The organism is Streptomyces sp. AC512_CC834 (assembly GCF_019049325.1).
Lineage (GTDB): Bacteria > Actinomycetota > Actinomycetes > Streptomycetales > Streptomycetaceae > Streptomyces.
Genome location: NZ_JAGMUO010000007.1, coordinates 31,235 through 56,127, shown reverse-complemented (window position 1 = coordinate 56,127; position 24,893 = coordinate 31,235). Strand labels below are relative to the sequence as shown.

Below are 24,893 nucleotides of genomic sequence, written 5' to 3'. Positions count from 1 at the left end.
GAGAGCTCCGGCTCGTCGGAAGCCGATTTCCTGGCCCGGGACATCATGACTCCTTCACAGCCCGGCAGGATGGCTGGACAGCCAGTCGAAGTGACGGCCGCGCAGCCGGTCGCGCTCGCCGGGCGTGGAGAGGACGACGTCCGCGCCGCCGTCGTACGGGTGGTGGATGCGCCGGAGATCCGTATCGGTGACGAAGACCTCGACGAGCGCTTCGTCGGCAACGGCGAGCAGGAGATCGTCGACGCAACCGCGCCGCCACGGACGCCGGTCGGCGTAGAGGCGTGTGTGGGTGTGGAACTCGGGGTCGGGGTCGTCCTCGACCGATTCCGTCCACCAGAGCATGCCTTCCGGGTGGAGTTGCCGCCGTGGGGTGACAAAACCCTCGTGCCCGTTGGGCGTACTGGACCAGTCCATGGTCACGACGAACACGTCGAGCGCCGTGAACAACTCGTCCAGAACCGTGTTGTACCGCTCGATCACCATCGCGTACTCCTCCTGGGACTCCGGACAGCGCTTCGAGCCGGGAAGACTGTGGAACCGCACCCAACGGTCCGCGTACGCGCTGCGGAAGGTGTGGGCCAAGGGCGGCACCGAGGGGCGCCGGGCCCGCCACAGAGCCGCGAGCCCGTCCTCGCCGGGGTGTCGGTCCATCACGGTCGGCACGGTCGCAGGTGGCTCAGTAGTCCGTCGTCGGCGGGATAGGGCCGTTCCTGGGGCAGCAGGCGCTGCGCCGAGTCGAGGTCGCTGTCGCCCACGAGAGCGTGGACCTCGTGGGCGAGTGGCGTCACGTTCCGAATGCCGACCGTCCACTCGTCGGCGTAACGGCGTGCCGCCTCGCCGGAGAGGCCGAGTTGCAGCGAGCGGTACGGCAGCGGTTGCAGACGCAGGTCGCGCTCGGGGTCCCACTGGATGCGGGTGGGCGAGCGTTTCAGCCGGCGCTGCCAGGTGGCGCGGTCGGGGTGTACTCCGGGGACGTAACTGGAAAGACACGCGTTGCGCAGCGCCCACTCGAAGCCGTCCCGGCTGATCTCGACGGCCAGGACGGTCTCCTGACCCGGCTTGGTGGCCCAGCCGCAGCGGTACATCATCCACAGGAACGACGGCTTGATCCACGTCATCCTGCCCCGCTTCCACGCGGCCGGAAAACGTCCCTCGCGGACAGCGGGGAGGCCGATCTCCGGGGCGTACGCCTGGTAGACGGTGACGGTGGACGCCGCGTAGGCCGCCCGTATCTCACGGTGTGCTTCCTGCATGACGTACAGCGTGGTGCTGGACGCTTCGGCCCGGCCACCGGTTTTTGGCGAGGACGGTCACAGCGCGTCGAACGGCGGGACGATACGGACGACGATGACCAGCGGATCCCGTGGCGCGACCAGGAAGTAGAACCATCCACCGGCTGCGTCCATCCGTCGTAGTGGGTCGTACTCCCACCGCCACTCCCTGCTCACCGGGAGTGAAGGCCGACGGCGGCGTGGGCCTGGTCGAGGATGCGCCCGATCTCGGAGGCGGCCCGTCGTGCCTGGGTGGCGTTGCCCGACTCGGCGTGCGCCTCCCAGCGGCGCAGGTCTGCTGCCAGGCCTGGCCGGCGTTGGATGTGGACATAGGCGGCCCACTGGGCGATGAAGCGTTGCAGGGGCGCCAGATCCGAGCCCTGCCGGGACTGGTCCGCCGCCTGGTCCAGCTCTCGTGTGAACGCCGGTAGCGCCGCCGGCGCGATCTGCCTGATGGCCTGACGCAGTGCGGCGACCGTAGCCGGAGGCTGGGGGATGAGCGGTTGCCCGGCGGCGGAGGTGGTCATTGCTACTCCATGGGGGTGGTCAGCAGCCACCCACCGGGCCGGTCGGGTGGTCGGGCGTGGAATCGTTGGGGGGCCTCGCGTGTTGCAGAGGGCGGGTGCGGAGGCCGGTCGTGTGCGGGCGGCCTGGTGGCCGGCCCGAGTGAACGAGCTGAGAGACATTGGAGGGCCGCAATGGCTGCGCAGACGCAGAGGGCCGTGCTGGCGGGCGGATGCTTCTGGGGGATGGAGGAGCTGATCCGTCGGCTCCCGGGCGTGACCGCGACCCGGGTCGGGTACACCGGGGGCGACGTGCCGAACGCGACGTACCGCAACCACGGCACGCACGCGGAGGCCATCGAGATCCTCTTCGACCCCGAGGCGACCGACTACCGCGCGATCCTGGAGTTCTTCTTCCAGATCCACGACCCGAGCACCAAGAACCGCCAGGGCAACGACATCGGAGTCAGCTACCGCTCGGCGATCTACTACGTGGACGACGAGCAGAAGCGGATCGCCGAGGACACGATCGCCGACGTGGACGCGTCCGGACTGTGGCCCGGCAAGGTCGTCACCGAGCTGGAGCCGGTCGGCCCCTTCTGGGAGGCCGAGCCCGAGCACCAGGACTACCTGCAGCGTTACCCCGACGGCTACACCTGCCACTTCCCGCGCCCGGGATGGCGGCTGCCCGTCCGTACCGAGGGCTGAGGCCACGGCCTGAGGCCACGGGCCGAGGATGCGGGGTTCCGTGGCGAGACGGACGGTCCGGCCGGTGTTACGGCCGGGCCGTCCGTGTGAGAGCGCCCGGCGCTCAGTGCGGCAGCGTCGCCGGGCTGCCGCCGTTCGCCTCGTAGCCCGCCACCGCCAGCGCGCGGTAGACCGCGAACTCCGCCGCCGGGTCCGCGGACAGGGTCCAGGGCAGGGCGCCGACGTGGCCGTCTATGACCATGAGCTGGTTCATCGCCTCGGCCCAGCGCTCGCCGCGGACCAGGAAGAAGACCAGAAGGTGGCGGACGTGCGCCTGCATCGGGTCGTCCGGGCGGGCCGAGTGGACCGCGTGCAGGGCGCCGTGGACGGCCTTGGTGACGACCTCGCTCTGGTAGAAACCGCTGACCAGATTGACCTCGGGCAGGTGCTCGAAGACCGCGAAGAGGGGCATCGCCGCGAGGAGGGAGCCCCGCGGGGCGCGGGCCGCCGCCGCCTCCGCGAAGGAGTAGGCCAGGGCGCGGGAGCCGTGCCACTTCTCGCACCAGTACTGCAGGGCGGCCAGGTGCGCGCCCATGTGGTCGGGGGCCCGGTCCAGGATCTTCAGCCAGAGCTGTTCGAAGTCCTCGCGCGGATAACCGAGGCCGCGGGCCACCGACAGCTCGACGATGTACGGGATCGGGTCACCGGGGGCGAGCAGCGCCGCGTCCGAGCAGGCCGCCTTCGCCTCCTCCATGATGATCCGGAAGTCGTCCGTGCCCGGCGTCGCCGTCCGCCACGCCTGCTGCACCAGGAACTCGGCGTGCACCGCCGCGCCGCCCGCGTCCTTGGGGGCCTCGGCCCGCCACACCCGCAGCCACTGCCCACCCGGCGTCTCGTCGACGCCGCCGGGCCGCTGCCGCAGCTCCAGCGACGCGGCGCCCGCGAAGGCCTGCACGCGCTGCCAGCGCCGCTCGCCCTCCGTCTCCGTGCCGGCGAGGAGCTGCTGCGCCCCCCGGTAGTCCTGCGTGCGCTGCACCAGGTCCAGGACGTCCAGCAGGTCGTGGTCCGGGCCCGGCATGCGGATGTCCAGCTCCTCCTCGCGGGCGAAGCCGTAGTTCGCCGGGTCGGCGGCGTCCGGGTGGCCGGGCGGGACCAGGCCGACCGCGCCGCGCCGGCGCCGCGAGATTTGGAGCAGCACGAAGCCGAGCATGACCAGCGCCATCAGGACCCAGAGAATCTCCATGACTCAAGCGAACCAGACGCCGCCGACAATTGGCCAACCTGTCCCCCGCCCTGTGGAAAACGCGCGAAGCCTCCCGCGCGGCTACCCTCGGTGCCCATGAGCGACAGGCACATCAGTCAGCACTTCGAGACGCTCGCGATTCACGCGGGCAACACCGCCGATCCCCTGACGGGCGCGGTCGTACCGCCGATCTATCAGGTGTCGACCTACAAGCAGGACGGCGTCGGAGGATTGCGCGGCGGCTACGAGTACAGCCGCAGCGCCAACCCGACCCGTACGGCGCTGGAGGAGAACCTCGCCGCCCTGGAGGGCGGCCGCCGCGGTCTCGCGTTCGCGTCCGGACTGGCGGCCGAGGACTGCCTGTTGCGTACGCTGCTGCGTCCCGGTGATCACGTGGTGATCCCGAACGACGCGTACGGCGGCACCTTCCGACTCTTCGCCAAGGTCGCCACCCGGTGGGGCGTGGAGTGGTCCGTGGCGGACACGAGCGACTCCGCCACCGTGCGGGCCGCGCTCACCCCGAAGACCAAGGCGGTGTGGGTGGAGACGCCCTCCAACCCGCTGCTCGGGATCACCGACATCGCCGCAGTCGCCCAGGTCGCCCGTGACGCCGGCGCCCGGCTCGTCGTCGACAACACCTTCGCCACGCCGTATCTCCAGCAGCCGCTGGCACTGGGCGCGGACGTCGTCGTGCACTCGCTGACCAAGTACATGGGCGGCCACTCCGACGTCGTCGGCGGCGCGCTGATCGTCGACGACCAGGAGCTGGGCGAGGAACTGGCCTTCCATCAGAACGCGATGGGCGCGGTCGCCGGGCCCTTCGACTCCTGGCTGGTGCTGCGCGGCACCAAGACCCTCGCGGTGCGCATGGACCGGCACAGCGAGAACGCGACCAAGGTCGCCGACATGCTCTCCCGGCACGCGCGCGTGACGAGCGTGCTGTACCCGGGGCTGCCGGAGCACCCGGGGCACGAGGTCGCCGCCAAGCAGATGAAGGCGTTCGGCGGCATGGTGTCGTTCCGTGTCGAGGGCGGCGAGCAGGCCGCCGTCGAGGTGTGCGACCGCGCGAAGGTGTTCACGCTCGGCGAGTCCCTGGGCGGCGTCGAGTCGCTGATCGAGCACCCGGGCCGGATGACCCACGCCTCCGCGGCGGGCTCGGCCCTGGAGGTGCCGGCGGACCTGGTGCGTCTGTCGGTCGGCATCGAGAACGCCGACGACCTCCTGGCGGACCTCCAGCAGGCGCTCGGCCAGGACGGGCCCTCCTAGCTGGTGCCGCGCCGGCCGGGAGGTCTCACCGGCCGGGAGGTCTCACCAGCCGTCCCAGCCGGTCACGGGTGGGGTCGTCTCCGAGGGCGGCTCCACCCACGGCTGCACGGTCAGCGCCCACACCGTGAACGCCACGGCCGCGGCGCCCAGCAGCAGCCACATCAGGCGGCGGGCCGCGGTCCTGCGCCGCAGCATGCGGCCGCCGCGGCGCACGGCCTCCGCGTACAGCTCGGGCGGCACCCGTGGCGGCGACTGCTCCATGATCCGCCGCGCGGCGGCCTCGCGCATCGGGCGGTTCACCCTCGCCTCCCGGTGCTCCACGCGCGCGTGCCGGTCGTCGTACCGCTCGCCGCGACGGTGGGCGCATCGCCCGCCGTGCCGCTCGCGGTGCCGGTCGCCGGGCCGCCCGCCGGGCCGGTCGTCGCAGCGGCGGGTGCATCAGTGGTCGCATCAGTGGCCGCAAGGGTGGTCGTGCGCGTACTCGGGTCGCCCGCCGTGCCCGTCACGGCGTCGCCGCCTTCGCCTTCGTCTTGGCCTTCGCCGTCGCCTCCGCCGGCACCCGGCGGGCCGGTGCTGCGGGCGGGTGCAGCAGGGTGGCCGTCGCCCGGTCGCAGATCGTCCGCACCCGCTCCACGGGCAGCCCGAGCAGCGCGGCCGCCTGTTCCTCGGCGACCCCCTCGTACAGCCTGAGCACGAGGATGAGGCGTTCCTGCGGGGCGAGCCCGCCCAAGGGTCCTGCGGGGGGCCGGCGGGCCCGGCCGAGGGCGCCGTAACGGTGCCAGGCCGCACGGGCGAAGCGGGTCGCCAGGTACTGGCGGGCCCGGTCGTACGGGTCCTCTCCGTGCAGCCGGTCCCAGTACGCGTAGGTGTGGGCGAGGCTCAGGGCCAGCAGGCGCCGCGCGCGCGGGTTGGCGTCCGGGGGCTCGGCGGTGAGCAGGGTGGCGGCATGCAGCAGCCGCCCTGCCGCGCCCGCGACGAACGCCTCGAACTCGCGGGCCCGGCGGGCACCGTGGGACGCATGCCGTTCTCGCACCGTGCCTCCCGCCCGGACGGCGACCGACCCCTGAGGTCTCATATCAGGCCAGGGGTGCCCCGCCGGTCAAGAGTTCGGTGCGAACCGCTCCGGAAAGCCCGTGAACGGTCGCTCAGGAGTCCGACGGCGATTCGGTGGGCGCCACGCCGGAGGGGGCCATACGGGCGGACAGGGCGCCGTTGAAGCGCGCGAGGAGCGCGCAGAACTCCTCGCGCTCCTCCGGCGCCCAGTCGTGGGTCAGCTCGGCCATGAGCTGACGCCGGGAGGAACGGACCTCCTCCAGCCGCGACACGCCGCGCGGGGACAGTTGGAGGACCACCGCGCGTCCGTCCTCGGGGTGCGAGGTCCGCTTGACGAGCCCGGTGTCGACGAGCGGGGCCACCTGCCGGGTGACCGTCGAGGAGTCGATTCCCATGCTCGCGGCGAGCGCCTTCACGCCCATCGGGCCCTCTTTGTCGAGGCGGTTGAGCAACAGATAGGCGGCGCGGTCCATGGAGTTGCGCACCTGCCCGACGCCGCCGAGCCGGGTCTGTTCGGCACGCCGTGCGAAGAGCGCGACCTCGTGCTGGAGCGTCTCGAGAAGACCGGTGTCACCGGCGGTCGTCATGTCCATCGACATTTCAGGCGTTGTGGGCATGGCCGGGGGCTCACTTCGTGGAGGGCTGCTAATTGGGGGACAGGGTACGCGGCCGGGCGGCAAGGCGTACCGGCGCTGGGCAAAGCGGGTCTCGGAGGTTGGTCACAACAGCCCCCCACGCCTGTGAACTGCGATGCTGGAGGTATGAGCTACAGCGCGGCTGCCCTGGTCGGACCCGTCACCCTCGACGACGTGCGCGGAGCCCAGAAGATGCTCTCGGGCGTGGCACGGGTGACGGCGATGGAGGGCAGCAGGCACCTTTCCCAGTTGGTCGGCTCGCCCGTGCACCTCAAGTGCGAGAACCTCCAGCGGACGGGCTCGTTCAAGCTGCGCGGCGCCTACGTCCGGATCGCCGGGCTGCTGCCCGAGCAGCGGGCCGCCGGTGTGGTCGCGGCGAGCGCGGGCAACCACGCGCAGGGCGTGGCGCTGGCGTCGTCGCTGCTGGGCGTGCGGTCGACGGTGTTCATGCCGAAGGGCGCCCCGCTGCCGAAGATCAGCGCGACCCGGGACTACGGCGCGGAGGTGCGGCTGCACGGCCAGGTGGTCGACGAGACGCTGGCCGCCGCGCAGGAGTACGCGGAGCGGACCGGCGCGGTGTTCATCCACCCCTTCGACCACCCGGACGTCATCGCGGGCCAGGGCACGGTCGGGCTGGAGATCCTCGAGCAGTGCCCGGAGGTACGGACCGTCGTGGTCGGTATCGGCGGGGGAGGGCTGGTGGCGGGGATCGCGGTGGCCGTGAAGGCGCTGCGGCCGGACGTGCGGATCGTGGGCGTGCAGGCGGAGGGTGCGGCGGCCTACCCGCCCTCGCTGGCCGCGGGGCGTCCGGTGGCCGTCGAGAACCCGGCGACGATGGCCGACGGCATCAAGGTGGGGCGGCCCGGGGACGTGCCGTTCGGCATCGTCGGCGAGCTGGTGGACGAGGTCCGTACGGTCTCCGAGGACGAGTTGTCCACCGCTCTGCTGCTGTGCCTGGAGCGGGCCAAGCTGGTCGTGGAGCCGGCCGGGGCGAGCCCGGTGGCGGCGCTGCTGAGCGAGCCGGGCGCCTTCGAGGGACCGGTGGTCGCGGTCCTGTCCGGCGGCAACGTGGACCCCGTGCTGATGCAGGGTGTGCTGCGGCACGGCATGGCCGCGCAGGGCCGCTACCTGGCGGTCCGGCTGCGGCTGACGGACCGGCCCGGCGCCCTGGCCACGCTTCTCGGGGTGTTGTCAGTGGTCGACGCTAACGTCCTCGATGTGAGCCACGTCCGAACCCATCCGCGGCTCGGGCTCACGGAGGCGGAGGTCGAGCTGCACCTGGAGACGAAGGGCCCGGAGCACTGTGCCGAGGTCGGCCGGGCGCTGCGGGAGGCGGGCTACACCGTCAGCGCCTGAGCCCGGCAAGCGCCTCGACGGGGGCCGGTAAGCCCCTCAACAGGGGCCGGGAGCCCTGAACAGGGGCTGGGAGCCGCTTCGTCACTCGTTCGAGAAAGTGCATTGTGAGACGCGATACATCGCGTTATGGTGTGTCGTAATTCGCTCGCTGAGTGCGGCGAATCGTACAAACCTAGGCTTTCCAAAGAATCCCCGACGACGTGGAGACTCACATGCCAGGCGCCATCTATGCCGAAGGTCTGGTGAAGACCTTCGGCGACGTAAGGGCTCTGGACGGCGTCGACCTCGACGTTCCCGAGGGCACGGTCCTGGGCCTGCTCGGACCGAACGGCGCGGGCAAGACCACCGCCGTCCGCTGCCTCACGACCCTGCTGCGCCCCGACAGCGGCAAAGCGGTCGTCGCGGGCATCGACGTCCTCAGGCACCCCAACGAGGTGCGGCGTTCCATCGGCCTCTCCGGCCAGTTCGCCGCGGTCGACGAATACCTGACCGGCCGGGAGAACCTGCAAATGGTCGGCCAGCTCTACCAGATGAAGTCCAAGGCCGCCAAGGCCCGGGCCGGTGAGCTGCTCGAACAGTTCCACCTCTCGGACGCCGCCGACCGGCCCACGAAGACCTACTCGGGAGGCATGCGCCGCCGGCTCGACCTGGCGGCAGCGCTGGTCGTCTCCCCGCCCGTCATGTTCATGGACGAACCGACGACGGGCCTCGACCCCCGCAACCGGCAGGAGCTGTGGGAGGTCATCAAGCAACTGGTCGCCGGCGGCACCACCCTGCTGCTGACCACGCAGTACCTGGAGGAGGCCGACCACCTCGCGCACGACATCGCGGTCGTCGACCACGGCCGCGTCATCGCCCGCGGCACCTCCGACCAGCTCAAGGCCCGCACCGGAGGAGAGCGCGTCGAGGTCGTGGTCCACGAACGCGACCACATGGAGACGGCCGCCGAGGTGCTCGCCGGATTCGGCAAGGGCGCGACCAGCGTCGAGCAGCACACCCGCAAGCTGACCGTCCCCGTCACCGGCGGCGCGAAGCTGCTCGCCGAGGTCATCCGCGAACTCGACGCCCGCGGCATCGAGATCGACGACATCGGCCTGCGCCGCCCCACCCTCGACGACGTCTTCCTCTCCCTCACCGGCCACGTGGCCGAGGTCGAGGAAGAGACGAACGGCCTGGCGGACGACGCCGACCACGATCAGGAGAAGGAGGCCGCCAAGTGAGCGCCGCCACCGACGCGGCGCCGGTCAAGGCGCCCATCAACCCCCTCGGCCAGTCCGTCCGGGACTCGCTCGTCATCGCCCGCAGAAACCTGATCCGGATGACCAGGATTCCGGAGATGGTCCTGTTCGGGGTCATCCAGCCGGTGATGTTCGTCGTCCTCTTCACCTACGTCTTCGGCGGCTCGATGAAGATCGGGAACACCACCGACCCGGGTGTCTACAAGGACTTCCTGATGGCCGGCATCTTCGCGCAGACCGTCACGTTCGCCACCGCGGGATCGGCGGCCGGTATCGCCGACGACATGCAGAAGGGGCTCGTCGACCGCTTCCGCTCCCTGCCGATGGCGCGTGGCGCGGTGCTGACCGGCCGCACCGTCGCCGATCTCGTGCAGACGGCCATCACACTGCTCGTCCTCGCGATCGTCGCGCTGATCGTGGGCTGGCGCACCGGCTCGGCCGACCCGACCAACGCCGGCCGGATCCTGGCCGGCTTCGGGCTGCTGCTGCTCCTGGGATACGCCTTCACCTGGATCGGGGCGCTGATCGGCCTCTCCGTGCGCACGCCGGAGGCGGCGACCTCGGGAGGGATCATCTGGCTGTTCCCGGTGACGTTCGTCTCGAACGCCTTCGTGGACTCCAGCCAGATGACGCCCTGGCTCCGGCACATCGCCGAGTGGAACCCGTTCAGCGCCACGGTGCAGGCCTGCCGCGAGCTGTTCGGCAACCCGGGAGTCGTGCAGTCCGACGCCTGGCCCATGCAGCATCCCGTCTGGGCCTCGGTGATCTGGTCCGTCCTGATCATCGCGGTCTTCCGGACGCTGGCGGTGCGCAAGTACCGCTCGGCCGCCACCTGACGACGACGCGACGGCGCGGCGGTCCGACAACGCGACGACGCGACAACGACGAGCCCCCGGCGTCACGGGGACACCGGGGGCTCGACTGCGACAGCTCGACTGCGACAGGAGTGGCAGGCAGGCCGGGTCAGCCGTTGTACGGCTCGGCCTTGAGGATCTTCACCGAAGCCGGCTTGCCGTTGGGCAGCTCGTACTGCGCGTCCTCGCCGACCTTGTGGCCGAGGACGCCGGAGCCCAGCGGGGACTGCGGAGAGTAGGTCTCGATGTCCGAGCTCGCGTACTCGCGGGAGGCGAGCAGGAAGGTCAGCGTGTCGTCCTCGTCGCCGTCGAAGGCGATCGTGACGACCATGCCGGGGGCCACCGCGCCGTTCGCGGCCGGGGCCTCACCCACCTTGGCGTTCTCGAGCAACTGGGTTAGCTGGCGCACGCGGAGCTCCTGCTTGCCCTGTTCCTCCTTCGCCGCGTGGTACCCGCCGTTCTCACGCAGGTCCCCCTCCTCGCGAGCCGCGGCGATCTTGGCAGAGATCTCGGTGCGCGCAGGACCAGTAAGGTATTCAAGCTCCTCCTTGAGCTTGTTGTACGCCTCCTGGGTCAGCCAGGTGACGTTCTCGCTGGTCTGGGTCACGGGTGCTCCTCGTTGGTACTGGGAATACAAATCAACGCCCTACCCAGAAGGATGTTCCTTCACGGAAGGGCGAAACCACGAGCCTAACAATTCAGTGGCCAAAGGGGGAGGACATAAGCCACCAGATTCATGTCACCGCAGGTCAGGAGCCTCGGATTCCCGCCGGCAGGCCCCGCTGGGTCACTCCGGATGGCAGCCGAGCAGCTCGGCCGTCGTGCCGGCGGCCTTGGTCCGCAGGGTGACGACCTTGTCGATGCGGGTGTCGTCCCCGTCGAAGCGGAAGTCGGCCCGGCCCACCTCGTCGCCGCTCTCCGCCTGGGAGCGCACCGTGCAGTAGCCGGTGACACCGGCGTCCTTGCGGACCTCCAGGTGCACCTGCACCGAGTTCTCGGCGAGCTCGAACCCGATCAGCTCGCCGCTGATCTTGTTCTGGCCGACGTAGTGGTAGCCGAACCAGCCGATCAGCGCGAGCAGGAGGGCGCCGAGCACGGCGCCGACGACCTTGAGCGTGCGGTCGGCCCGTTCGTCCGAGGAGCGGCCGTACCGGCTCTCGGGCGTCCGCGTGCTCGCCGTACTCATGATCGTCCTCTCGGCAGGAGCCGGTCCTCCCGGGCCCCGGAATTATTCCGTGCCCGATTCGGTCACTATAGAAGCCGCCGATTGCGCCGATACACACGGGCGCCTACTGACCGAGGATTGAGTCTTGACTGACCAGCTACGACTGATGGCCGTCCACGCCCACCCCGACGACGAGTCGAGCAAGGGCGCGGCCACCATGGCGAAGTACGTGTCCGAGGGGGTGGACGTGCTGGTGGTGACCTGCACGGGCGGGGAACGCGGCTCCATCCTCAACCCGAAGCTCCAGGGCGACGCCTACATCGAGGAGAACATCCACGACGTACGCAAGAAGGAGATGGACGAGGCCCGGGAGATCCTGGGTGTCAAGCAGGAGTGGCTCGGCTTCGTCGACTCCGGGCTGCCCGAGGGCGACCCGCTGCCGCCGCTGCCGGAGGGCTGCTTCGCCCTGGAGGACGTCGACAAGGCGGCCGGTGAGCTGGTGCGGAAGATCCGCTCCTTCCAGCCCCAGGTGGTCACCACCTACGACGAGAACGGCGGCTACCCGCACCCCGACCACATCATGACCCACAAGATCACGATGGTGGCCTTCGAGGGCGCGGCCGACACCGAGAAGTACCCGGAGAGCGAGTACGGACCGGCGTACCAGCCGATGAAGGTGTACTACAACCAGGGCTTCAACCGCCCCCGCACCGAGGCGCTGCACCACGCGCTGCTGGACCGCGGCCTGGAGTCGCCCTACGGGGACTGGCTCAAGCGCTGGGCGGAGTTCGAGCGCAAGGAGCGCACCCTCACCACGCACGTGCCCTGCGCGGACTTCTTCGGGATCCGCGACAAGGCGTTGATCGCGCACGCCACGCAGATCGACCCCGAGGGCGGTTGGTTCCGGGTGCCGATGGAGATCCAGAAGGAGGTCTGGCCCACCGAGGAGTACGAGCTCGCGAAGTCCCTCGTGGAAACCTCCCTCCCCGAGGACGACCTCTTCGCGGGCATCCGGGACAATGCCTGACATGAGTGCAAGCGCAAGCCTGGCAATGACGCACCTCGTCACCCTCGCCGAACTCGACGAGGACAAGGTCACCCCCGGCGTCCTCGGGTTCATCGTCTTCGCGGTGATGGCCCTGGCGGTGTGGGGCCTGATGAAGTCCATGAGCCGGCAGATGGGCAAGGTCGACTTCAAGGAGGCGGCGGACCCGGAGGCGGCGGACGTGAAGGGGGAGGACGCCAAGGCGGCGGCCTCCGGCAGTGACCCGGTGAAGCCGCAGCGGCGTTAGCCGCGAGCCGGCCGCCACTACGCCGTCACCGCCACCCCCATGACCTCCCGGGCCTGACGGTTCGGGACCATGCCCAGGCGCCAGGCCTGCCAGCCGGACTCGAGCTGGACGCCGCGCTCCAGGAGCAACTGGAAGGCGTCCACGTAGTCGTCCAGCTTGGTGTCGCGCGCGGGGTGGCGGGCCCGGGACAACTGGGCCAGCTCCTCCTGCGCCACCGCCGTGCCGACCTCCACGCCGCCCGGAGCCGCGTACGGCAGCAGGGTGCAGCGCAGGAAGCGGGCCCAGTCCTCGCCCCGCCGGTCGCCGTACCCCGCGAACAGGGCCGTCGCCTCGTCGCACAGGGCCAGCGCCTGCGGCGTACGGGCGTTGCCCGCGTCCACCACCGCCAGCTCCAGACAGGTCCACGCCTCCCCGTGGCTGACGCCGATGCGCTGGAAGTCGGCGCGGGCGTCCACCAGGAGCTGCCGGGCGAAGCCGGAGTTGCGCAGCGAGCCCGTCTGCGTGGCGCGCTGGTCGCGGGTCACCCGCGCCGAGTGGTGCCGGGCGCAGGCCAGGCCGTACACGTCCCGCATCCGGGAGAACATCGTGCGGGAGCGTTCCAGCTCGCGGACCGACTGGTCCAGGTCGCCGGTCTCCTCAAGGGCCTGGCCCAGGTAGTAGACCGTCCAGGCCTCGCCGCGCGCGTCCTCGTTCTCCCGGTGCCGGGCGGCCGCCCGCCGCAGTTCCGCCACCGCCTCGGAGGCGTCGCCGCTCACCAGGCGGGCCCGGGCGAACTGGGTCAGCGCCCAGGCCTCGCCGCGGGCGTCCTGGGTGCGGCCGTACAGCTCCAGGGCCGCCCGCAGATCCGCCTCGGCCTGCGGTACGTCGCCCATCCGCAGGTGCAGTTGCCCGAGCTGGAAGTGGGCCCAGGCCTGGCCGTGCACCGACTCGCCCGCGCGGTGCAGCACCAGTGACTCGGTGAGCAGGTCCAGGGCCTCCGCGGGCCGGGCCCGGTCGCGCTGCACCGCCGCCAGCGCGTGCAGCGTCCACGCCCGGTCGGTGTCCAGCTCGGGCGAGGCCTGGAGGTCCAGCGCCTCCCGGAGCTTCGCCGCCGCCTCGGTGAGGTTGCCCTGGTGGTGCAGCGTGATGCCCAGCGAGCACAGGGCACGGGCCGCGCCGGCGTCGTGGTGGGCCTCCCGGTACAGGTCGACCACGGAGGTGAGCGTCGAGCGCGCCTTGTCCAGCTCGCCGAGCTGCCGGGCCGCGATACCGGTGCGCCACTGCACCGAGCGCACCAGCAGCCCCTGGTCCACGGACTGCGCCAGCTCGCTGATCTCACCCAGCCGGTACAGGTCGCCGCGCAGCAGGCAGTAGTCGCACAGCGCGCCCAGCAGGTTCAGCACCGCACCCTGGTCGACGCCCTCCGCGTGTCTGAGCGCGGCCGTGATGAAACTCGACTCGTCGTCCAGCCAGCGCAGCGCCTCGTCCAGGGACGTGAAGCCGTACTGCCCGAACTGGTTCGAGCGGGTCGACATGTTGCCGTCGACCAGGCGCAGCACGGAGTCGGCCAGCTCGGCGTAGTTCGCGATGAGCCGCTCCTGCGCTGCCGTGCGCTCGCCGGGCTCCTCCTCGTCGGCGAGCCGGGCGCGGGCGAAGGCGCGCACCACGTCGTGCAGGCGGTAACGGCTGCCCCGGACGTGGTCGATCAGCCCCGCCCGCGACAGGGCCGCCAGTTGCCGGGTCGCCTCCGTCTCGTCCGTGGCCAGCAGCGCGGCGGCGGCAGCGGCACCCAGCGAGGTGCGGCCCGCCAGCGCGAGCCGGCGCAGCAGCCGCCGGGCCGGCTCCGGCTGGTCGGTGTAGCGCAGCCACAGCGCCCGCTCGACCGGCTCCACCGGCCCGTAGACGCCCAGATCGGTCGCCAGCGCACGCGGCGAGCGCGCGCCCAGCGACGATCCGGCGACCCGCAGCGCCAGCGGCAGCCCGCCGCACAACTGCCGGATCAGGTCGCTGGACTCGGCGTCGTACGGCCCCGACGCGTCCTCGGCGGCGGCGCCCAGCAACTCCTCCGCGCCCGCCGCGTCCAGCGCCTCGACGGGCAGCTCGTACACCCGCGCCGGCAGGTCGGCCGGCAGCTCCAGACCCCGGCGCGCGGTGACCAGCACCAGGCTGTCCGACCGCTCCGGGATCAGCGTGCGCACCTGCTCGGGGTCGAAGGCGTCGTCGAGGACGACGGTGACCGGTACGCCCGTCAGATGCTGGTGGTACAGCTCGCTGAGCCGCTTGACCTGCTGGTCCGCGGAGGACCGCTCCCGGAACAGCAGTTGCTCGCGCGGCGCCCCGAGCCGGTTCAGCAGATGCAGCAGCGCGTCCCGGGTACTCAGCGGCGCCTCCCCACCCGCCCCGGCGCCACCTGCCCCCGCGCCGCCCGCCCCAGAACCGCCCGCCCCAGAACCGTCGACCCCAGAACCGTCGACCCCAGAACCGTCGACCCCCGAATCGTCCCCGCGCAGATCGACCAGGCACGCCCCGCGGAAGTAGTCCCGCAGCTCGTGGACGGCCCGCACCGCCAGCGTCGTACGGCCGCTGCCGGGCGCCCCGTGCAGCACCACCACCGTCGGCTTCGTCTCCGTGCTCGCGCGGGCCGCCTGCACCCACTGCCGCAGCCGCGCCATCTCCTGCCGCCGGCCCGCGAACGCGCCCTCCGGCTCGGGCAGTTGCCCGAACGACTGCTCCAGCGCGCTGCGTCCCCAGGCGGCCGCGCTCTTGTCGACGCCCCGCAGCTTCGGCCCGGTCTTGGCGGGTCCCGTGGACGCGGCGAGCATCCGCTGCTGGTCCAGGAAGGGCCGGATGCCGCGCACCTCCAGCGCCGTCAGCCACTGCAACCGCAACTGCTCGGGCCCGCCGGGCTGGCTGACGGCACCGGCCCGGTGATGGGCGGCCGGCACATGGGACCCGACCACCTTCACCACGGTCGCCGCGGCCCCGACGACCCCTACCGTCACACCCGCGCCCACCGCCGTGCCCGTGCCGGTGCCGAGCGCCACGTCGGCCACCACCGCGGCGACCGCCGCCACGGCGGCCACCAGCAGGGGAGTCCCGGCGCCCTCGCGGGCGTAGCGCTGCCGGAAGGTGAGCTGTCCGGCGGCGGCCTCGTCGAGGGCGTGGGTGTAGGCCTCGTACTCCTCGTCCGCCGTCCCCGCCATGGCGTCCAGGGCGGTGCGGGCCCTGGAGAGCAGTACGTTCCCGTCCGTGCGTCCGCCCGTGCGCCGTACCTCCTCCTCCACGGCCCGCCTCAGCAGACCCTCGGCCTCCGCCCGATGACTGTCCCGCATGTCGCGCCCCCTCCGGCGGCATCGGTGTCTCCCGGGTGCCCCGGGCATCCCGGTGACCCCAGGCGCCCCAGAGCCCTCCCGGCTCGTCCCCGGGTCCTTCCCCGGTTGTGCGTGGGTCAAGTGTCCTGCGACGAGGAGACCCTGGGGAGGGGTCGGTCCTCGGACGGCCGCCCTCGTCCGTATGCCGCCGCCCCGTCCGTCTGTCCGCTCCGCCGAGAACGCATGTCGGCGAGCGTGGCGTCCGGGCCTCGTGTCGTCCGGCTTCGGGAGCCGCTCTCTGCGCTCCAGCGCAGAAGAGATGCAGTTGAGATGTTGAGCGACAGCAACTCCCTATACGCTGAAACTGGTTCAGGCCCAGATGCGGGCACCGGGGGAGGGGGAGGAGCGACAGGTGGCGGTTGTGGCCGCGTGCGCCGGACTCCTGGCCGAACCGGAGCGGGGCGACCCGAGTGACATCGCCGGCCACCCCGTACTCGCACGCCTCGGCACAGGTGGCATGGGGACCGTCTACCTCTCCCGTACTCCGGGGCGACAGCCCGCAGCCCTCAAGGTCATCCGGCGCGAGTACGCGAAGGACAGCGCGTTCCTGGCCCGCTTCGCCCGGGAGGCGGAGGCGTCGGGACGGGTAGCGGGTCGGCATGTCGTGCCGTTGCTCGACCACGACGTGTCCGGGCGTTCGAGCCCTCCCTGGCTGCTGCACCGTTACGTTCCCGGCGTGCCACTGGCGACGGCCCTGCGCAGGCACGGTCCGCTGCCGACGGCGACTGTGCGCCGACTGCTGCACGGCACCGCCCGCGCGCTCGCCGCGGTGCACGAGGCCGGGACGGTGCACCGGGACGTCAAACCGGGAAATGTGCTGCTGGCCACCGACGGGCCCTGGCTGCTGGACTTCGGCATCGCGCGCGCGGCAGCCGACGTGACCATCACGACCGCCGGCCGGCTGGTGGGCACTCCGCAGTACATGTCGCCCGAACACGCGTTGGGTGGCCGGCCCGGTCCGGCGAGCGACGTGTTCGCGCTCGGGCTGCTGGCCGCCGAGGCCGCGTCCGGTCGGCACCCCTTCGGTACGGGACCGGCGTTCGCCGTGGCCGCCAGGATCGCGGCGAGTGACACCGAACCACCCGACCTCATGTCGCTGCCCGAGGAGCTGCGGGACGACGTGGCCGCCTGCCTCGCCCCCGAGCCCGCCGACCGGCCCACCGCGGTGGAGCTCGCCGGCCGTACCGCGCCCCGGTCGGTCGTGGGAGCGCGGGACACCGGACGGCTGCCGCCGGCGCTGGCCGCCACGGCGGCGGCACTGGAGCGGGAGTGCCGCCGTCGCGTCGAAGGCCCCGAGGCTCCGACGGTGCGCGCGACGAGGCGGGCCACCGTTCCCCTGACGCTGCCGGACGGGCCACGGCCCCGCGCTCCGTACACCTGAGTCAAAGGAGGCTGTCATCAGTAAGGAGACCGAAACCGTTCTCGGCGCGCTGCGTGGCGACGACCCGCAGGAGGTGGCGGGTTACCGGCTGGTGGCCCGGCTCGGCGAGGGCGGCATGGGCACGGTCTACCTCTCCCACACGCGTGGCGGTCAGCCGGTCGCACTCAAGCTGATCCGACGTGAGCTCGGTCAGGACGAGGAGTTCCGGCGCCGCTTCGAGCAGGAGGTGCGGGCCGCTCGCCAGGTGCAGGGCTATCACCTGGTGCCGGTCGTCGACCACGACACCAACGGCGACCTGCCCTGGGTGGCCACCGAGTTCGTCTCGGGCGTCCCGCTGGAGACGGCTCTCGACAGCATCGGTCCGCTGCCGCTGCCCGCCGTCTTCCAACTGGTGGGCTGCACCGCGCACGCGCTCACCGCCATCCACGCCGCCGGCGTCGTGCACCGGGATCTCAAGCCGAGCAACCTCATGCTCTCGGAGTCGGGCCCCTACGTCATCGACTTCGGCATCGCCCGTGCCGCCGACGCCACCAAGATCACCACCAGCGGGAAGTTCATCGGCACTCCGCAGTACATGTCACCGGAGCACGCCCTCGGCGACCCGGTCGGACCGGCGAGCGACCTGTTCTCGCTCGGCCTGATCGCGGCGGTTGCCGCCACCGGCCGGCACCCCTACGGCGAGGGCGGCGGACTGACCGTCGCCACCCAGATAGCCAACACGTCCGCCCGCCCGCCGGACCTGTCGCAGTACCCCGGCATCCTGCGGCCGCTGCTGGAGCGCTGCCTCGCCGCAGCGCCCGAGGCACGCGTCACGACCGCCGAACTGGCCGCGCTGTGCGAGGAGTACGGACAGCGGCCACTGCGGGACTTCGACGGCTGGCTGCCGGGGCCGCTCAGCACACTGATCGGCGCCCGGGCGGCCGCGGCGCGCACCGCCTGGCAGCAACCGCCCCGGCCGGGCGGCGGCACCGCGGGCACGCCGCCGGAACAAGGCGGACGCACCGGCGGGGGCGGCCGGGACAACACCGTGCACACCATCACGTCGGCCGGCACGCCGTACGGCTCCGCCGGCGACCGGTTCGCGAGCACCGGCGGCACCCACACGGCCACTTCCCCGCAGGCAGGCTCCGGGCCGCACAACGGACCGTACGGACCGCACGGACAGTACGCGCAGGTCCACCCGCCCACGGAGCCACCCCGCCCCTGGCAGCGCCCCACCGGCGCGCCGGCGGGGCAGCGGCCCACCGGCGGCGGGAAGAAGCGTCCGGTGCTGATCACCTGCCTGTCCCTCGTCGGCGCCCTCGTCCTGCTGCCCGTCCTGATCTCCTTCATCGTCTTCGTCTGGCCGGACGACGACTACGGCGGCGGCAAGGACGACCCCGGCGGCGGCAAGGACAACTCCGCGCGGGCGTCCTCGTCGCCGCAGCAACCTGCCGACGGCGACGAGGACGCGAACCCCACGCAGCGGGAACCGGGGCCGGAGAAGCTCATCGACGACCAGCCCTTCGCACTCCGCGCACCCGCCGACCCCTCGGTGGTGGACGTCGATTTCGACGAACCGAAGATCTACGGCGCCGGCGACATCGTGAGCGGCCAGGAGCTGGTGATGAACGAGGTGAGCGGCGGGCGCTGGGAGTTCGAGACGCCCATGGGCATCAGCTCCGGTACGAAGCCGGAGCAGTGCCGGCAGGCCACGGGCAGCAACGTCCTCGCCGGAGAGATCGAGAGCACCGAACTCACGCGCAAGCGGACGATCAAGGTCGGCACCGTGCTGTGCACGGAGACCAGCGAGGGAAACCTCGCGATGCTCGTCGTCGAGCGGATCACCCCGTCCAGCGATTCGGACCTTCCGGACGTGTACACACGACTGACGCTCTGGCGGGGCGTGTGACGGACCTCCACGCGATCGAACCGCACCTGGCGAGCGACCCCGAGCAGGCCGACGCCCTGATCGACCTGTCCAACGTCGTGCGGGACACGGGCATCGGCGGCTCGCACGCCCGCTCACTCGACCGGCTGGGCCTGGTCGTCGACGCGCTGGCCCGGCGGACCGGCGACCGCAACGTCATGGTGTACGCCCTGGCCGACCGCAGTCTGCGCCACAGCGTCCACGAGTACCCCGGCCGTCTGGAGCCCGCCCTGCTCACCGGCTGGGTGCGGGCCGGGCTGGTCGAGGAGCTGAGCGACGCCGACGAAAGGCTCCTGGATCTCGCCGAGATGCTGGGGCTGCCGGTGGTCAGCAGGGACGGCTTCGCCGACTTCCGGCTCACACACCCCTGGATCCAGGGCAACACCACCCAGTTCCTGGCTCCGGCGCCCACCCGGGTGCGGGCCGTCAAGCTCGTCGAACGGGACATGGGCACACGCAGCCCCGCACAGATATCCCGGAAGCTGGAGGAGTCCGACCTCAAGGCTCACGGCTTGCTGGCAGGCCGGAACCGTAAGCCGATGACCGAGGTGGTACGCCGCTACTGGCGTTGCCCAGAACGTGGCTGCACGCTGTACGACAGCCGCAAGGGCAGTGCCGTGCTGTTGCCGCGGATGAGGCGCGGCGTGCCGGTCTGTGAGCTGCACCGCACCCCGCTGACCGACGACGGCCCCCGCACCGGCATCACCCAGCTGAAGCTTCTGGTGGACGGCGTCTGCGTCCAGCGCTTCACCCTGGACGCCGACTCCACCGTGCTCCTCGGCCGCGAACCGGGCCCCGGCGGCATCTCTTTGTACGGACACGTCCCGCCCGACCGCCTACGCCCGATCAGCCGCGCGCACCTGTCGATCCGCGTCTCCGCACACGCCGTCGACCTGCGAAACCTCGGCGGGAACGGCACGCTGCTGTTGAGCAACGGTGCCGGACGGCCGACGCCGCTCGCAGACCAGGACTACGTCCGGCTGCATGTCGGAGACACCGCTGAACTGACCGACGGCGTCCACCTCACCCGCAGCGGCCGACGCTTCCCGGCGGAGATCGCAGCCGCCTGGCGCGGACGACACAAGCACCAGTCACCACCGAAGTCGGCGAGCGCGCGGACGGTCTTGGGCCCCAATCCCGCGGACAACCAGTAGCGGTCCGGCCCACCGGACGCCGAGCCCTTCCGCTGTGGCACCCGCTACCCACCCGCCCGGCCACCGACGATCAATGACTCGCCGTCAAGCAGTACATTCAGCATCAGGCAGCACTTTGAGCGTGTCCGCCTTGAGGAAGCACGCTGAACGCGCCGGGCCGCTTGAGCGGACGCTCGAACTATGGCGGCCGATCATGTGCTGGCGCGCGTTTCACGCTGTCGGCGTCGGACGAGGACCACCGAGCGGGTCTGCGTTCTGCCGTCGGCGAGGGCCCACCGAAGATGCCGACTGGGCCGAAGAACCGGTGCCATGGTGATCGAGTTCCTGCTGCGCCACCACGTCCGGCTTGACGGGCCCGTCAAGGCCCGCCCACCCGCTCTGCATCTGGAGAAACGCGATGCTTACCAGCCCGGCGCCCCCGAATTCATCTGATCCCTTTCGTGGATACCCCCGCTCGTGGATACCCCCGCCTGAAGTTCACGAGGGGGAGGAAGCCAACCGGCCCGCGTGCCAGGTGGCGCGCGTTACTTCGGCCCTCACATGGTCCCGAGATCAACTGTGACGGTGAAAGGGGCGGTGGCCTTCACCACGCCGGTGAACGTGTCGCCGTCCCTGTACGCCTGTGTGGCGGGGTCGAGGACGTAGGTGTAGGTGATGGGGACGCCGGTGGCGGCCTGCTCGATGCGCCAGTAGAAGGGGATCCCGGCTTTCGCGTACTGGTCCACCTTCACGATCCGGTCAGTGGTCTCTGAACCCGGCGACACGACCTCGACCACGAGGAGCACATGCTCCGGACGAGTGGGCGTGAGGTCGATGGTTTCCGCCCGGTACACGATGACGTCCGGGCGCCGGTTGGTGAGAGGCACGTCCTGGAGTCGGACGTCGAAGTCGGTGTCAGCGTTCCAATCCGGACCCGCGGCGGCGTCCAGGGCGTTGGCCAGGATCCGGGCCAGCCGGTTGTGCCGCTTGGACGCGCTCGGGCTCACGACGACCATCCCGTCCACGATCTCGATGCCGGCGCACTGTTCCTTGGACCAGGAGTCGTACTGCTCCGCGCTGATCTGCGTGTGCATCCATGCGGGGGCGACCATCTCCGCGGTCATGGCGTACCTCCCTCGGGTGTTCGTCAGGTCCGGTGCTGCTCGGTTCCAGCGTACTGTCCCTCCCTGCCAGGATTCTGGGACCGAACTGGGCCGTGGCGGCGTGAGAGGCTGGATCGTATGAACCGGTTGGCTGGTGTGACCTCGCCGTATCTGCTTCAGCATGCTGACAATCCGGTCGACTGGTGGCCTTGGACACCGGGGGCGTTCGAGGAAGCGCGACGGCGCGACGTGCCCGTGCTGCTGTCGGTCGGCTACTCTGCGTGCCACTGGTGTCACGTCATGGCGCACGAGTCCTTCGAGGACGACGACACTGCCGCGTACATGAACGAGCACTTCGTGTCCGTCAAGGTCGACCGCGAGGAGCGCCCCGACGTCGACGCCGTCTACATGGAGGCCGTGCAGGCGGCGACCGGGCAGGGCGGCTGGCCCATGACCGTGTTCCTCACGCCGGACGCGGAGCCCTTCTACTTCGGCACGTACTTCCCGCCGGAGCCCCGGCACGGCATGCCGTCCTTCCGTCAGGTGCTCCAGGGCGTCCAGCAGGCCTGGGGGGAGCGGCGCGACGAGGTCACCGAGGTCGCCGGGAAGATCGTCCGGGACCTCGCGGGGCGGGAGATCTCCTACGGCGACGCGCAGCCGCCCGGCGAGGAGCAGCTCGGGCAGGCGCTGCTCGGGCTCACCCGGGAGTACGACGAGCAGCGCGGCGGGTTCGGCGGGGCGCCGAAGTTCCCGCCGTCCATGGTCATCGAGTTCCTGCTGCGTCACCACGCCCGCACCGGCGCCGAGGGCGCCCTCCAGATGGCGCGCGACACCTGCGAGCGGATGGCCCGCGGCGGCATCTACGACCAGTTGGGCGGCGGTTTCGCGCGCTACTCCGTGGACCGCGAGTGGGTCGTGCCGCACTTCGAGAAGATGCTGTACGACAATGCGCTGCTCTGCCGGGTCTACGCCCACCTCTGGCGCGCCACCGGGTCGGATCTCGCCCGCCGGGTCGCGCTGGAGACCGCCGACTTCATGATGCGGGAACTGCGCACCGCGGAGGGCGGGTTCGCCTCCGCGCTGGACGCCGACAGCGAAGAGGAGGTGCCGCGCGAAGCGCGTCCGGACAAGGGCGGTGGCGGGCGACGGGAGGGCGGCGCGGGCCGGCACGTCGAGGGGGCGTACTACGTGTGGACGCCCGCTCAGCTCGCCGAGGTCCTCGGCGCCGACGACGCGGCCTTGGCCGCGCAGTACTTCGGTGTGACCGAGGAGGGCACCTTCGAGGAGGGTGCCTCCGTGCTGCAACTGCCGCAGCAGGAGGGCGTCTTCGACGCGGAGCGGATCGCCTCGATCAGGCGGCGGCTGCTGGCCGCGCGGGACGGACGCCCCGCCCCGGGCCGGGACGACAAGGTGGTCGCCGCCTGGAACGGGCTCGCGATCGCCGCGCTGGCCGAGACCGGCGCCTACTTCGAGCGCCCCGACCTGGTCGAGGCCGCCGTCGCGGCCGCCGACCTGCTGGTGCGGCTGCACCTGGACGAGCACGCCCGGCTCACCCGCACCAGCAAGGACGGCCGGGCCGGCGGCAACGCCGGGGTGCTGGAGGACTACGCCGACGTGGCGGAGGGCTTCCTCGCGCTGGCGTCGGTCACCGGGGAGGGCGTCTGGCTGGACTTCGCCGGCTTCCTGCTCGACCACGTCCTCATCCGCTTCACCGACGGCTCCGGCTCGCTCTACGACACCGCGGACGACGCCGAGCGGCTGATCCGCCGCCCGCAGGACCCCACCGACAACGCCACCCCGTCCGGCTGGAGCGCCGCCGCGGGTGCCCTGCTGTCCTACGCCGCCCACACCGGGTCCGAGGCGCACCGCACCGCCGCCGAGCACGCCCTCGGCGTGGTGAAGGCGCTCGGCCCGCGGGTCCCGCGCTTCGTCGGCTGGGGTCTTGCGGCCGCCGAGGCGCTGCTCGACGGCCCCCGCGAAGTCGCCGTCGTCGCGGCGGAGCGGGCTGAGGGTGCCGAGGGTGCCGCGCAGGGGCTGCACCGTACGGCGCTGCTGGGGACGGCGCCCGGGGCGGTCGTCGCCTTCGGGACCGAGGGGAGCGACGAGTTCCCGTTGCTCGCCGACCGGCCCCTGGTGGGCGGGGCGCCGGCCGCGTACGTCTGCCGGAACTTCACCTGTGACGCGCCGACGACCGACCCGGAGCGGCTGCGTGCCGCGATGGAGAGCTGAATCGGCCCGGCCATCGGAATCGGCCCGAATCCGAGTTGCCCGTCAGGCGCCGGCGAGGATCAGCGCGCCCAGGGTGAGCTGAGTGCACCACTGCAGGACGACGGCCGCGTACCTGGCGGACGCCCACCGGGTGCGGGGCCGGACCAGGGCGAGTACGCCCAGGGCGGCCGAGGCCCAGAAACAGGCCCACAGGGCGCCGCCGGGGATGCGCGAGCACTGCTCGCCGTACATCAGGCACCGGGTGCCGCGCTCGGTGGAGACCACGAGGACCCAGGCGACGACGACGGTCGGCAGGAGCAGGACGAGTCCGGCCACGGAGCTGACGGTCAGGGCATGGGCGGACAGCGGCGGGTGGGAAGGCCGCTGGTGGGAAAGGTGTGGCTCGGTGGGTCGGGACAGAGTGGTCATGCCGTCCATCACACCGCGCCGGCCGGCCGCTGGCGATCGGCCGGTCTACTCAACCGTCCTGAGTACCCCGGCTCATCGCGCGCTCCACGATCGCCTCCAGTTGCTCGTGGTGCGCGCCCCTCCAGTACGCGCGTCCGCACGAGGTGCACTGGGCGAAGACGTCGTACGACCGCTGCGTCCCGCCCTTGAGCCGGTCCGCCACCTGCTCCTTGGTGGCCTCCTCCAGCAGGCCGTTGCAGGCGGTGCACCGCGTCCACGGGCGTAGCGTGGGCCGGAACCGGTCCAGGACGTCGTGCAGTTGTTCGGTGGGGTCCGTGCTGTAGACGTACGCGCCGGCCCACAGCTCGCGCCGGCGCAGCAGCCCCCGGTCGCGGCTGAGCATGACCCGTCTGTCGGCCGCCGACAGCGCGGCGAGCGCCGGATCGCCGAGGTCCGTCGACTCGTAGGCGGTGTCCACACCGAGCAGTCGCAGCCGGCGGGCGAGGGTGCCCAGGTGCACGTCGAGCAGGAAGCGCAGCGGGGCTCCCGGGACCTCCTGGGGGTGCCGGACGGCCCGTACGCTCACCGTCTCGCCGCCGGTGGGGACGTATCCGGGCGCCACCTCGCGGCCGTCCACGAGGAGCGTGCCGGCCTCGGTCAGCGGCACACCGAGGGACTCCACGACGTGGCCGAGCGTGGAGACGCCGTCGGTGGTGGTGCGGGCCGTGCCGGTGGGCCGGGCCCGGGGGACGAACAGGACCAGTCCGGGGGCGAATTCGACGTGGATCTCGCGACCGTTCACCCGGTCAGGATGCCACGCGTGAGGCGTGCTGCCCCG

At 71.7% G+C, this 24,893-nt stretch carries 25 protein-coding genes; 12 read left to right on the top strand and 13 right to left on the bottom strand.

Annotated elements, in window-relative coordinates:
• Positions 1–54: 54 nt before the first annotated feature.
• From KUM40_RS00740 to KUM40_RS00730, 3 genes are all read right to left on the bottom strand, one after another.
• Complete coding sequence (locus KUM40_RS00740) at positions 55–651, bottom strand: hypothetical protein (RefSeq protein WP_254394345.1); 597 nt, start codon at positions 649–651, stop codon at positions 55–57.
• Positions 651–1,253, bottom strand: a complete 603-nt coding sequence (locus tag KUM40_RS00735) for a DUF4291 domain-containing protein (RefSeq protein WP_217161680.1) — start codon at positions 1,251–1,253, stop codon at positions 651–653. The genes KUM40_RS00740 and KUM40_RS00735 overlap by 1 nt, the downstream gene beginning before the upstream one ends.
• A gap of 191 nt (positions 1,254–1,444) precedes the next feature.
• Positions 1,445–1,798 (bottom strand): DUF6247 family protein, encoded by a 354-nt coding sequence (locus KUM40_RS00730; RefSeq protein WP_217161679.1) that lies wholly within the window; start codon positions 1,796–1,798, stop codon positions 1,445–1,447.
• A 171-nt stretch (positions 1,799–1,969) separates the two neighbouring features.
• On the opposite strand from KUM40_RS00730, the gene msrA reads away from it, so the two are divergent.
• Entirely contained in the window at positions 1,970–2,482 is a 513-nt protein-coding gene (gene msrA, locus KUM40_RS00725; RefSeq protein WP_217161677.1) for a peptide-methionine (S)-S-oxide reductase MsrA, read from the top strand.
• Between the two features lie 103 nt (positions 2,483–2,585).
• Here the strand turns inward: msrA and KUM40_RS00720 are convergent, their stop codons facing one another.
• Positions 2,586–3,704 (bottom strand): hypothetical protein, encoded by a 1,119-nt coding sequence (locus KUM40_RS00720; RefSeq protein WP_217161675.1) that lies wholly within the window; start codon positions 3,702–3,704, stop codon positions 2,586–2,588.
• 96 nt (positions 3,705–3,800) lie between these two features.
• Here KUM40_RS00720 and KUM40_RS00715 point away from each other — a divergent pair, with 96 nt between their 5' ends.
• A complete protein-coding gene (locus KUM40_RS00715) occupies positions 3,801–4,970 on the top strand; it encodes a cystathionine gamma-synthase (protein WP_217161673.1) in 1,170 nt (389 codons plus the stop codon).
• A 42-nt stretch (positions 4,971–5,012) separates the two neighbouring features.
• On the opposite strand, the gene KUM40_RS00710 is transcribed toward KUM40_RS00715, so the two are convergent.
• The 3 genes from KUM40_RS00710 to KUM40_RS00700 all read right to left on the bottom strand — a co-directional run bounded on the left by KUM40_RS00710 (position 5,013) and on the right by KUM40_RS00700 (position 6,622).
• Positions 5,013–5,270 carry a hypothetical protein gene (locus tag KUM40_RS00710; protein WP_217161671.1) on the bottom strand — a complete coding sequence of 86 codons (258 nt, stop codon included), beginning with the start codon at positions 5,268–5,270 and terminating at the stop codon, positions 5,013–5,015.
• A 202-nt stretch (positions 5,271–5,472) separates the two neighbouring features.
• A complete protein-coding gene (locus KUM40_RS00705; protein ID WP_217161669.1) occupies positions 5,473–6,003 on the bottom strand; it encodes a sigma factor-like helix-turn-helix DNA-binding protein in 531 nt (176 codons plus the stop codon).
• 112 nt (positions 6,004–6,115) lie between these two features.
• Positions 6,116–6,622 carry a MarR family winged helix-turn-helix transcriptional regulator gene (locus KUM40_RS00700; RefSeq protein WP_217161668.1) on the bottom strand — a complete coding sequence of 169 codons (507 nt, stop codon included), beginning with the start codon at positions 6,620–6,622 and terminating at the stop codon, positions 6,116–6,118.
• 162 nt (positions 6,623–6,784) lie between these two features.
• Between KUM40_RS00700 and ilvA the strand changes: the two genes are divergently transcribed.
• From ilvA to KUM40_RS00685, 3 genes are all read left to right on the top strand, one after another.
• Entirely contained in the window at positions 6,785–8,014 is a 1,230-nt protein-coding gene (ilvA, locus tag KUM40_RS00695) for a threonine ammonia-lyase (protein WP_217161666.1), read from the top strand.
• Positions 8,015–8,226: 212 nt separating this feature from the next.
• Positions 8,227–9,234 (top strand): ATP-binding cassette domain-containing protein, encoded by a 1,008-nt coding sequence (locus KUM40_RS00690; RefSeq protein ID WP_217161664.1) that lies wholly within the window; start codon positions 8,227–8,229, stop codon positions 9,232–9,234.
• Complete coding sequence (locus KUM40_RS00685; protein ID WP_217161662.1) at positions 9,231–10,088, top strand: ABC transporter permease; 858 nt, start codon at positions 9,231–9,233, stop codon at positions 10,086–10,088. The genes KUM40_RS00690 and KUM40_RS00685 overlap by 4 nt, the downstream gene beginning before the upstream one ends.
• Positions 10,089–10,215: 127 nt before the next feature.
• Here the strand turns inward: KUM40_RS00685 and greA are convergent, their stop codons facing one another.
• Both greA and KUM40_RS00675 read right to left on the bottom strand, forming a co-directional pair.
• Entirely contained in the window at positions 10,216–10,713 is a 498-nt protein-coding gene (gene greA / locus KUM40_RS00680) for a transcription elongation factor GreA (protein ID WP_217161660.1), read from the bottom strand.
• A 180-nt stretch (positions 10,714–10,893) separates the two neighbouring features.
• A complete protein-coding gene (locus KUM40_RS00675) occupies positions 10,894–11,292 on the bottom strand; it encodes a DUF4307 domain-containing protein (RefSeq protein WP_217161658.1) in 399 nt (132 codons plus the stop codon).
• Between the two features lie 124 nt (positions 11,293–11,416).
• On the opposite strand from KUM40_RS00675, the gene mca reads away from it, so the two are divergent.
• The gene (gene mca / locus KUM40_RS00670) at positions 11,417–12,298 is read left to right on the top strand and encodes a mycothiol conjugate amidase Mca (RefSeq protein WP_217161656.1); all 882 of its coding nucleotides are present in this window, start codon (positions 11,417–11,419) and stop codon (positions 12,296–12,298) included.
• A complete protein-coding gene (locus tag KUM40_RS00665; RefSeq protein ID WP_217161654.1) occupies positions 12,291–12,563 on the top strand; it encodes a hypothetical protein in 273 nt (90 codons plus the stop codon). The genes mca and KUM40_RS00665 overlap by 8 nt, the downstream gene beginning before the upstream one ends.
• A gap of 17 nt (positions 12,564–12,580) precedes the next feature.
• Here the strand turns inward: KUM40_RS00665 and KUM40_RS00660 are convergent, their stop codons facing one another.
• A complete protein-coding gene (locus KUM40_RS00660) occupies positions 12,581–15,874 on the bottom strand; it encodes a tetratricopeptide repeat protein (RefSeq protein WP_217161652.1) in 3,294 nt (1,097 codons plus the stop codon).
• A gap of 391 nt (positions 15,875–16,265) precedes the next feature.
• Between KUM40_RS00660 and KUM40_RS00655 the strand changes: the two genes are divergently transcribed.
• From KUM40_RS00655 to KUM40_RS42015, 4 genes are all read left to right on the top strand, one after another.
• Positions 16,266–17,294, top strand: a complete 1,029-nt coding sequence (locus KUM40_RS00655) for a serine/threonine-protein kinase (RefSeq protein ID WP_308401023.1) — start codon at positions 16,266–16,268, stop codon at positions 17,292–17,294.
• Between the two features lie 73 nt (positions 17,295–17,367).
• A complete protein-coding gene (locus tag KUM40_RS00650) occupies positions 17,368–19,185 on the top strand; it encodes a protein kinase (protein WP_308401022.1) in 1,818 nt (605 codons plus the stop codon).
• Positions 19,182–20,357 carry an FHA domain-containing protein gene (locus KUM40_RS00645; RefSeq protein ID WP_217161648.1) on the top strand — a complete coding sequence of 392 codons (1,176 nt, stop codon included), beginning with the start codon at positions 19,182–19,184 and terminating at the stop codon, positions 20,355–20,357. The genes KUM40_RS00650 and KUM40_RS00645 overlap by 4 nt, the downstream gene beginning before the upstream one ends.
• A 309-nt stretch (positions 20,358–20,666) precedes the next feature.
• A complete protein-coding gene (locus tag KUM40_RS42015) occupies positions 20,667–20,789 on the top strand; it encodes a hypothetical protein (protein WP_302180773.1) in 123 nt (40 codons plus the stop codon).
• Positions 20,790–20,893: 104 nt separating this feature from the next.
• Here KUM40_RS42015 and KUM40_RS00640 read toward each other — a convergent pair whose 3' ends face one another.
• The gene (locus KUM40_RS00640; RefSeq protein ID WP_217161646.1) at positions 20,894–21,460 is read right to left on the bottom strand and encodes a Uma2 family endonuclease; all 567 of its coding nucleotides are present in this window, start codon (positions 21,458–21,460) and stop codon (positions 20,894–20,896) included.
• Between the two features lie 117 nt (positions 21,461–21,577).
• Here KUM40_RS00640 and KUM40_RS00635 point away from each other — a divergent pair, with 117 nt between their 5' ends.
• The gene (locus tag KUM40_RS00635) at positions 21,578–23,668 is read left to right on the top strand and encodes a thioredoxin domain-containing protein (protein WP_217161644.1); all 2,091 of its coding nucleotides are present in this window, start codon (positions 21,578–21,580) and stop codon (positions 23,666–23,668) included.
• A 42-nt stretch (positions 23,669–23,710) separates the two neighbouring features.
• On the opposite strand, the gene KUM40_RS00630 is transcribed toward KUM40_RS00635, so the two are convergent.
• Together KUM40_RS00630 and KUM40_RS00625 are read right to left on the bottom strand one after the other, a co-directional pair.
• Positions 23,711–24,076 carry a hypothetical protein gene (locus KUM40_RS00630; protein WP_217161643.1) on the bottom strand — a complete coding sequence of 122 codons (366 nt, stop codon included), beginning with the start codon at positions 24,074–24,076 and terminating at the stop codon, positions 23,711–23,713.
• Between the two features lie 49 nt (positions 24,077–24,125).
• Complete coding sequence (locus tag KUM40_RS00625) at positions 24,126–24,857, bottom strand: Mut7-C ubiquitin/RNAse domain-containing protein (RefSeq protein WP_217161642.1); 732 nt, start codon at positions 24,855–24,857, stop codon at positions 24,126–24,128.
• Between the last annotated feature and the right edge of the window lie 36 nt (positions 24,858–24,893).

Coding starts and splice junctions, on each gene's coding strand:
- KUM40_RS00740 (WP_254394345.1), bottom strand. CDS start 651: ATGGACCGACACCCCGGCGAGGACGGGCTCGCGGCTCTGTGGCGGGCC.
- KUM40_RS00735 (WP_217161680.1), bottom strand. CDS start 1,253: ATGCAGGAAGCACACCGTGAGATACGGGCGGCCTACGCGGCGTCCACC.
- KUM40_RS00730 (WP_217161679.1), bottom strand. CDS start 1,798: ATGACCACCTCCGCCGCCGGGCAACCGCTCATCCCCCAGCCTCCGGCT.
- msrA (WP_217161677.1), top strand. CDS start 1,970: ATGGCTGCGCAGACGCAGAGGGCCGTGCTGGCGGGCGGATGCTTCTGG.
- KUM40_RS00720 (WP_217161675.1), bottom strand. CDS start 3,704: ATGGAGATTCTCTGGGTCCTGATGGCGCTGGTCATGCTCGGCTTCGTG.
- KUM40_RS00715 (WP_217161673.1), top strand. CDS start 3,801: ATGAGCGACAGGCACATCAGTCAGCACTTCGAGACGCTCGCGATTCAC.
- KUM40_RS00700 (WP_217161668.1), bottom strand. CDS start 6,622: ATGTCGATGGACATGACGACCGCCGGTGACACCGGTCTTCTCGAGACG.
- ilvA (WP_217161666.1), top strand. CDS start 6,785: ATGAGCTACAGCGCGGCTGCCCTGGTCGGACCCGTCACCCTCGACGAC.
- KUM40_RS00690 (WP_217161664.1), top strand. CDS start 8,227: ATGCCAGGCGCCATCTATGCCGAAGGTCTGGTGAAGACCTTCGGCGAC.
- KUM40_RS00675 (WP_217161658.1), bottom strand. CDS start 11,292: ATGAGTACGGCGAGCACGCGGACGCCCGAGAGCCGGTACGGCCGCTCC.
- KUM40_RS00665 (WP_217161654.1), top strand. CDS start 12,291: ATGCCTGACATGAGTGCAAGCGCAAGCCTGGCAATGACGCACCTCGTC.
- KUM40_RS00660 (WP_217161652.1), bottom strand. CDS start 15,874: ATGCGGGACAGTCATCGGGCGGAGGCCGAGGGTCTGCTGAGGCGGGCC.
- KUM40_RS42015 (WP_302180773.1), top strand. CDS start 20,667: ATGGTGATCGAGTTCCTGCTGCGCCACCACGTCCGGCTTGACGGGCCC.
- KUM40_RS00640 (WP_217161646.1), bottom strand. CDS start 21,460: ATGACCGCGGAGATGGTCGCCCCCGCATGGATGCACACGCAGATCAGC.
- KUM40_RS00635 (WP_217161644.1), top strand. CDS start 21,578: ATGAACCGGTTGGCTGGTGTGACCTCGCCGTATCTGCTTCAGCATGCT.
- KUM40_RS00630 (WP_217161643.1), bottom strand. CDS start 24,076: ATGACCACTCTGTCCCGACCCACCGAGCCACACCTTTCCCACCAGCGG.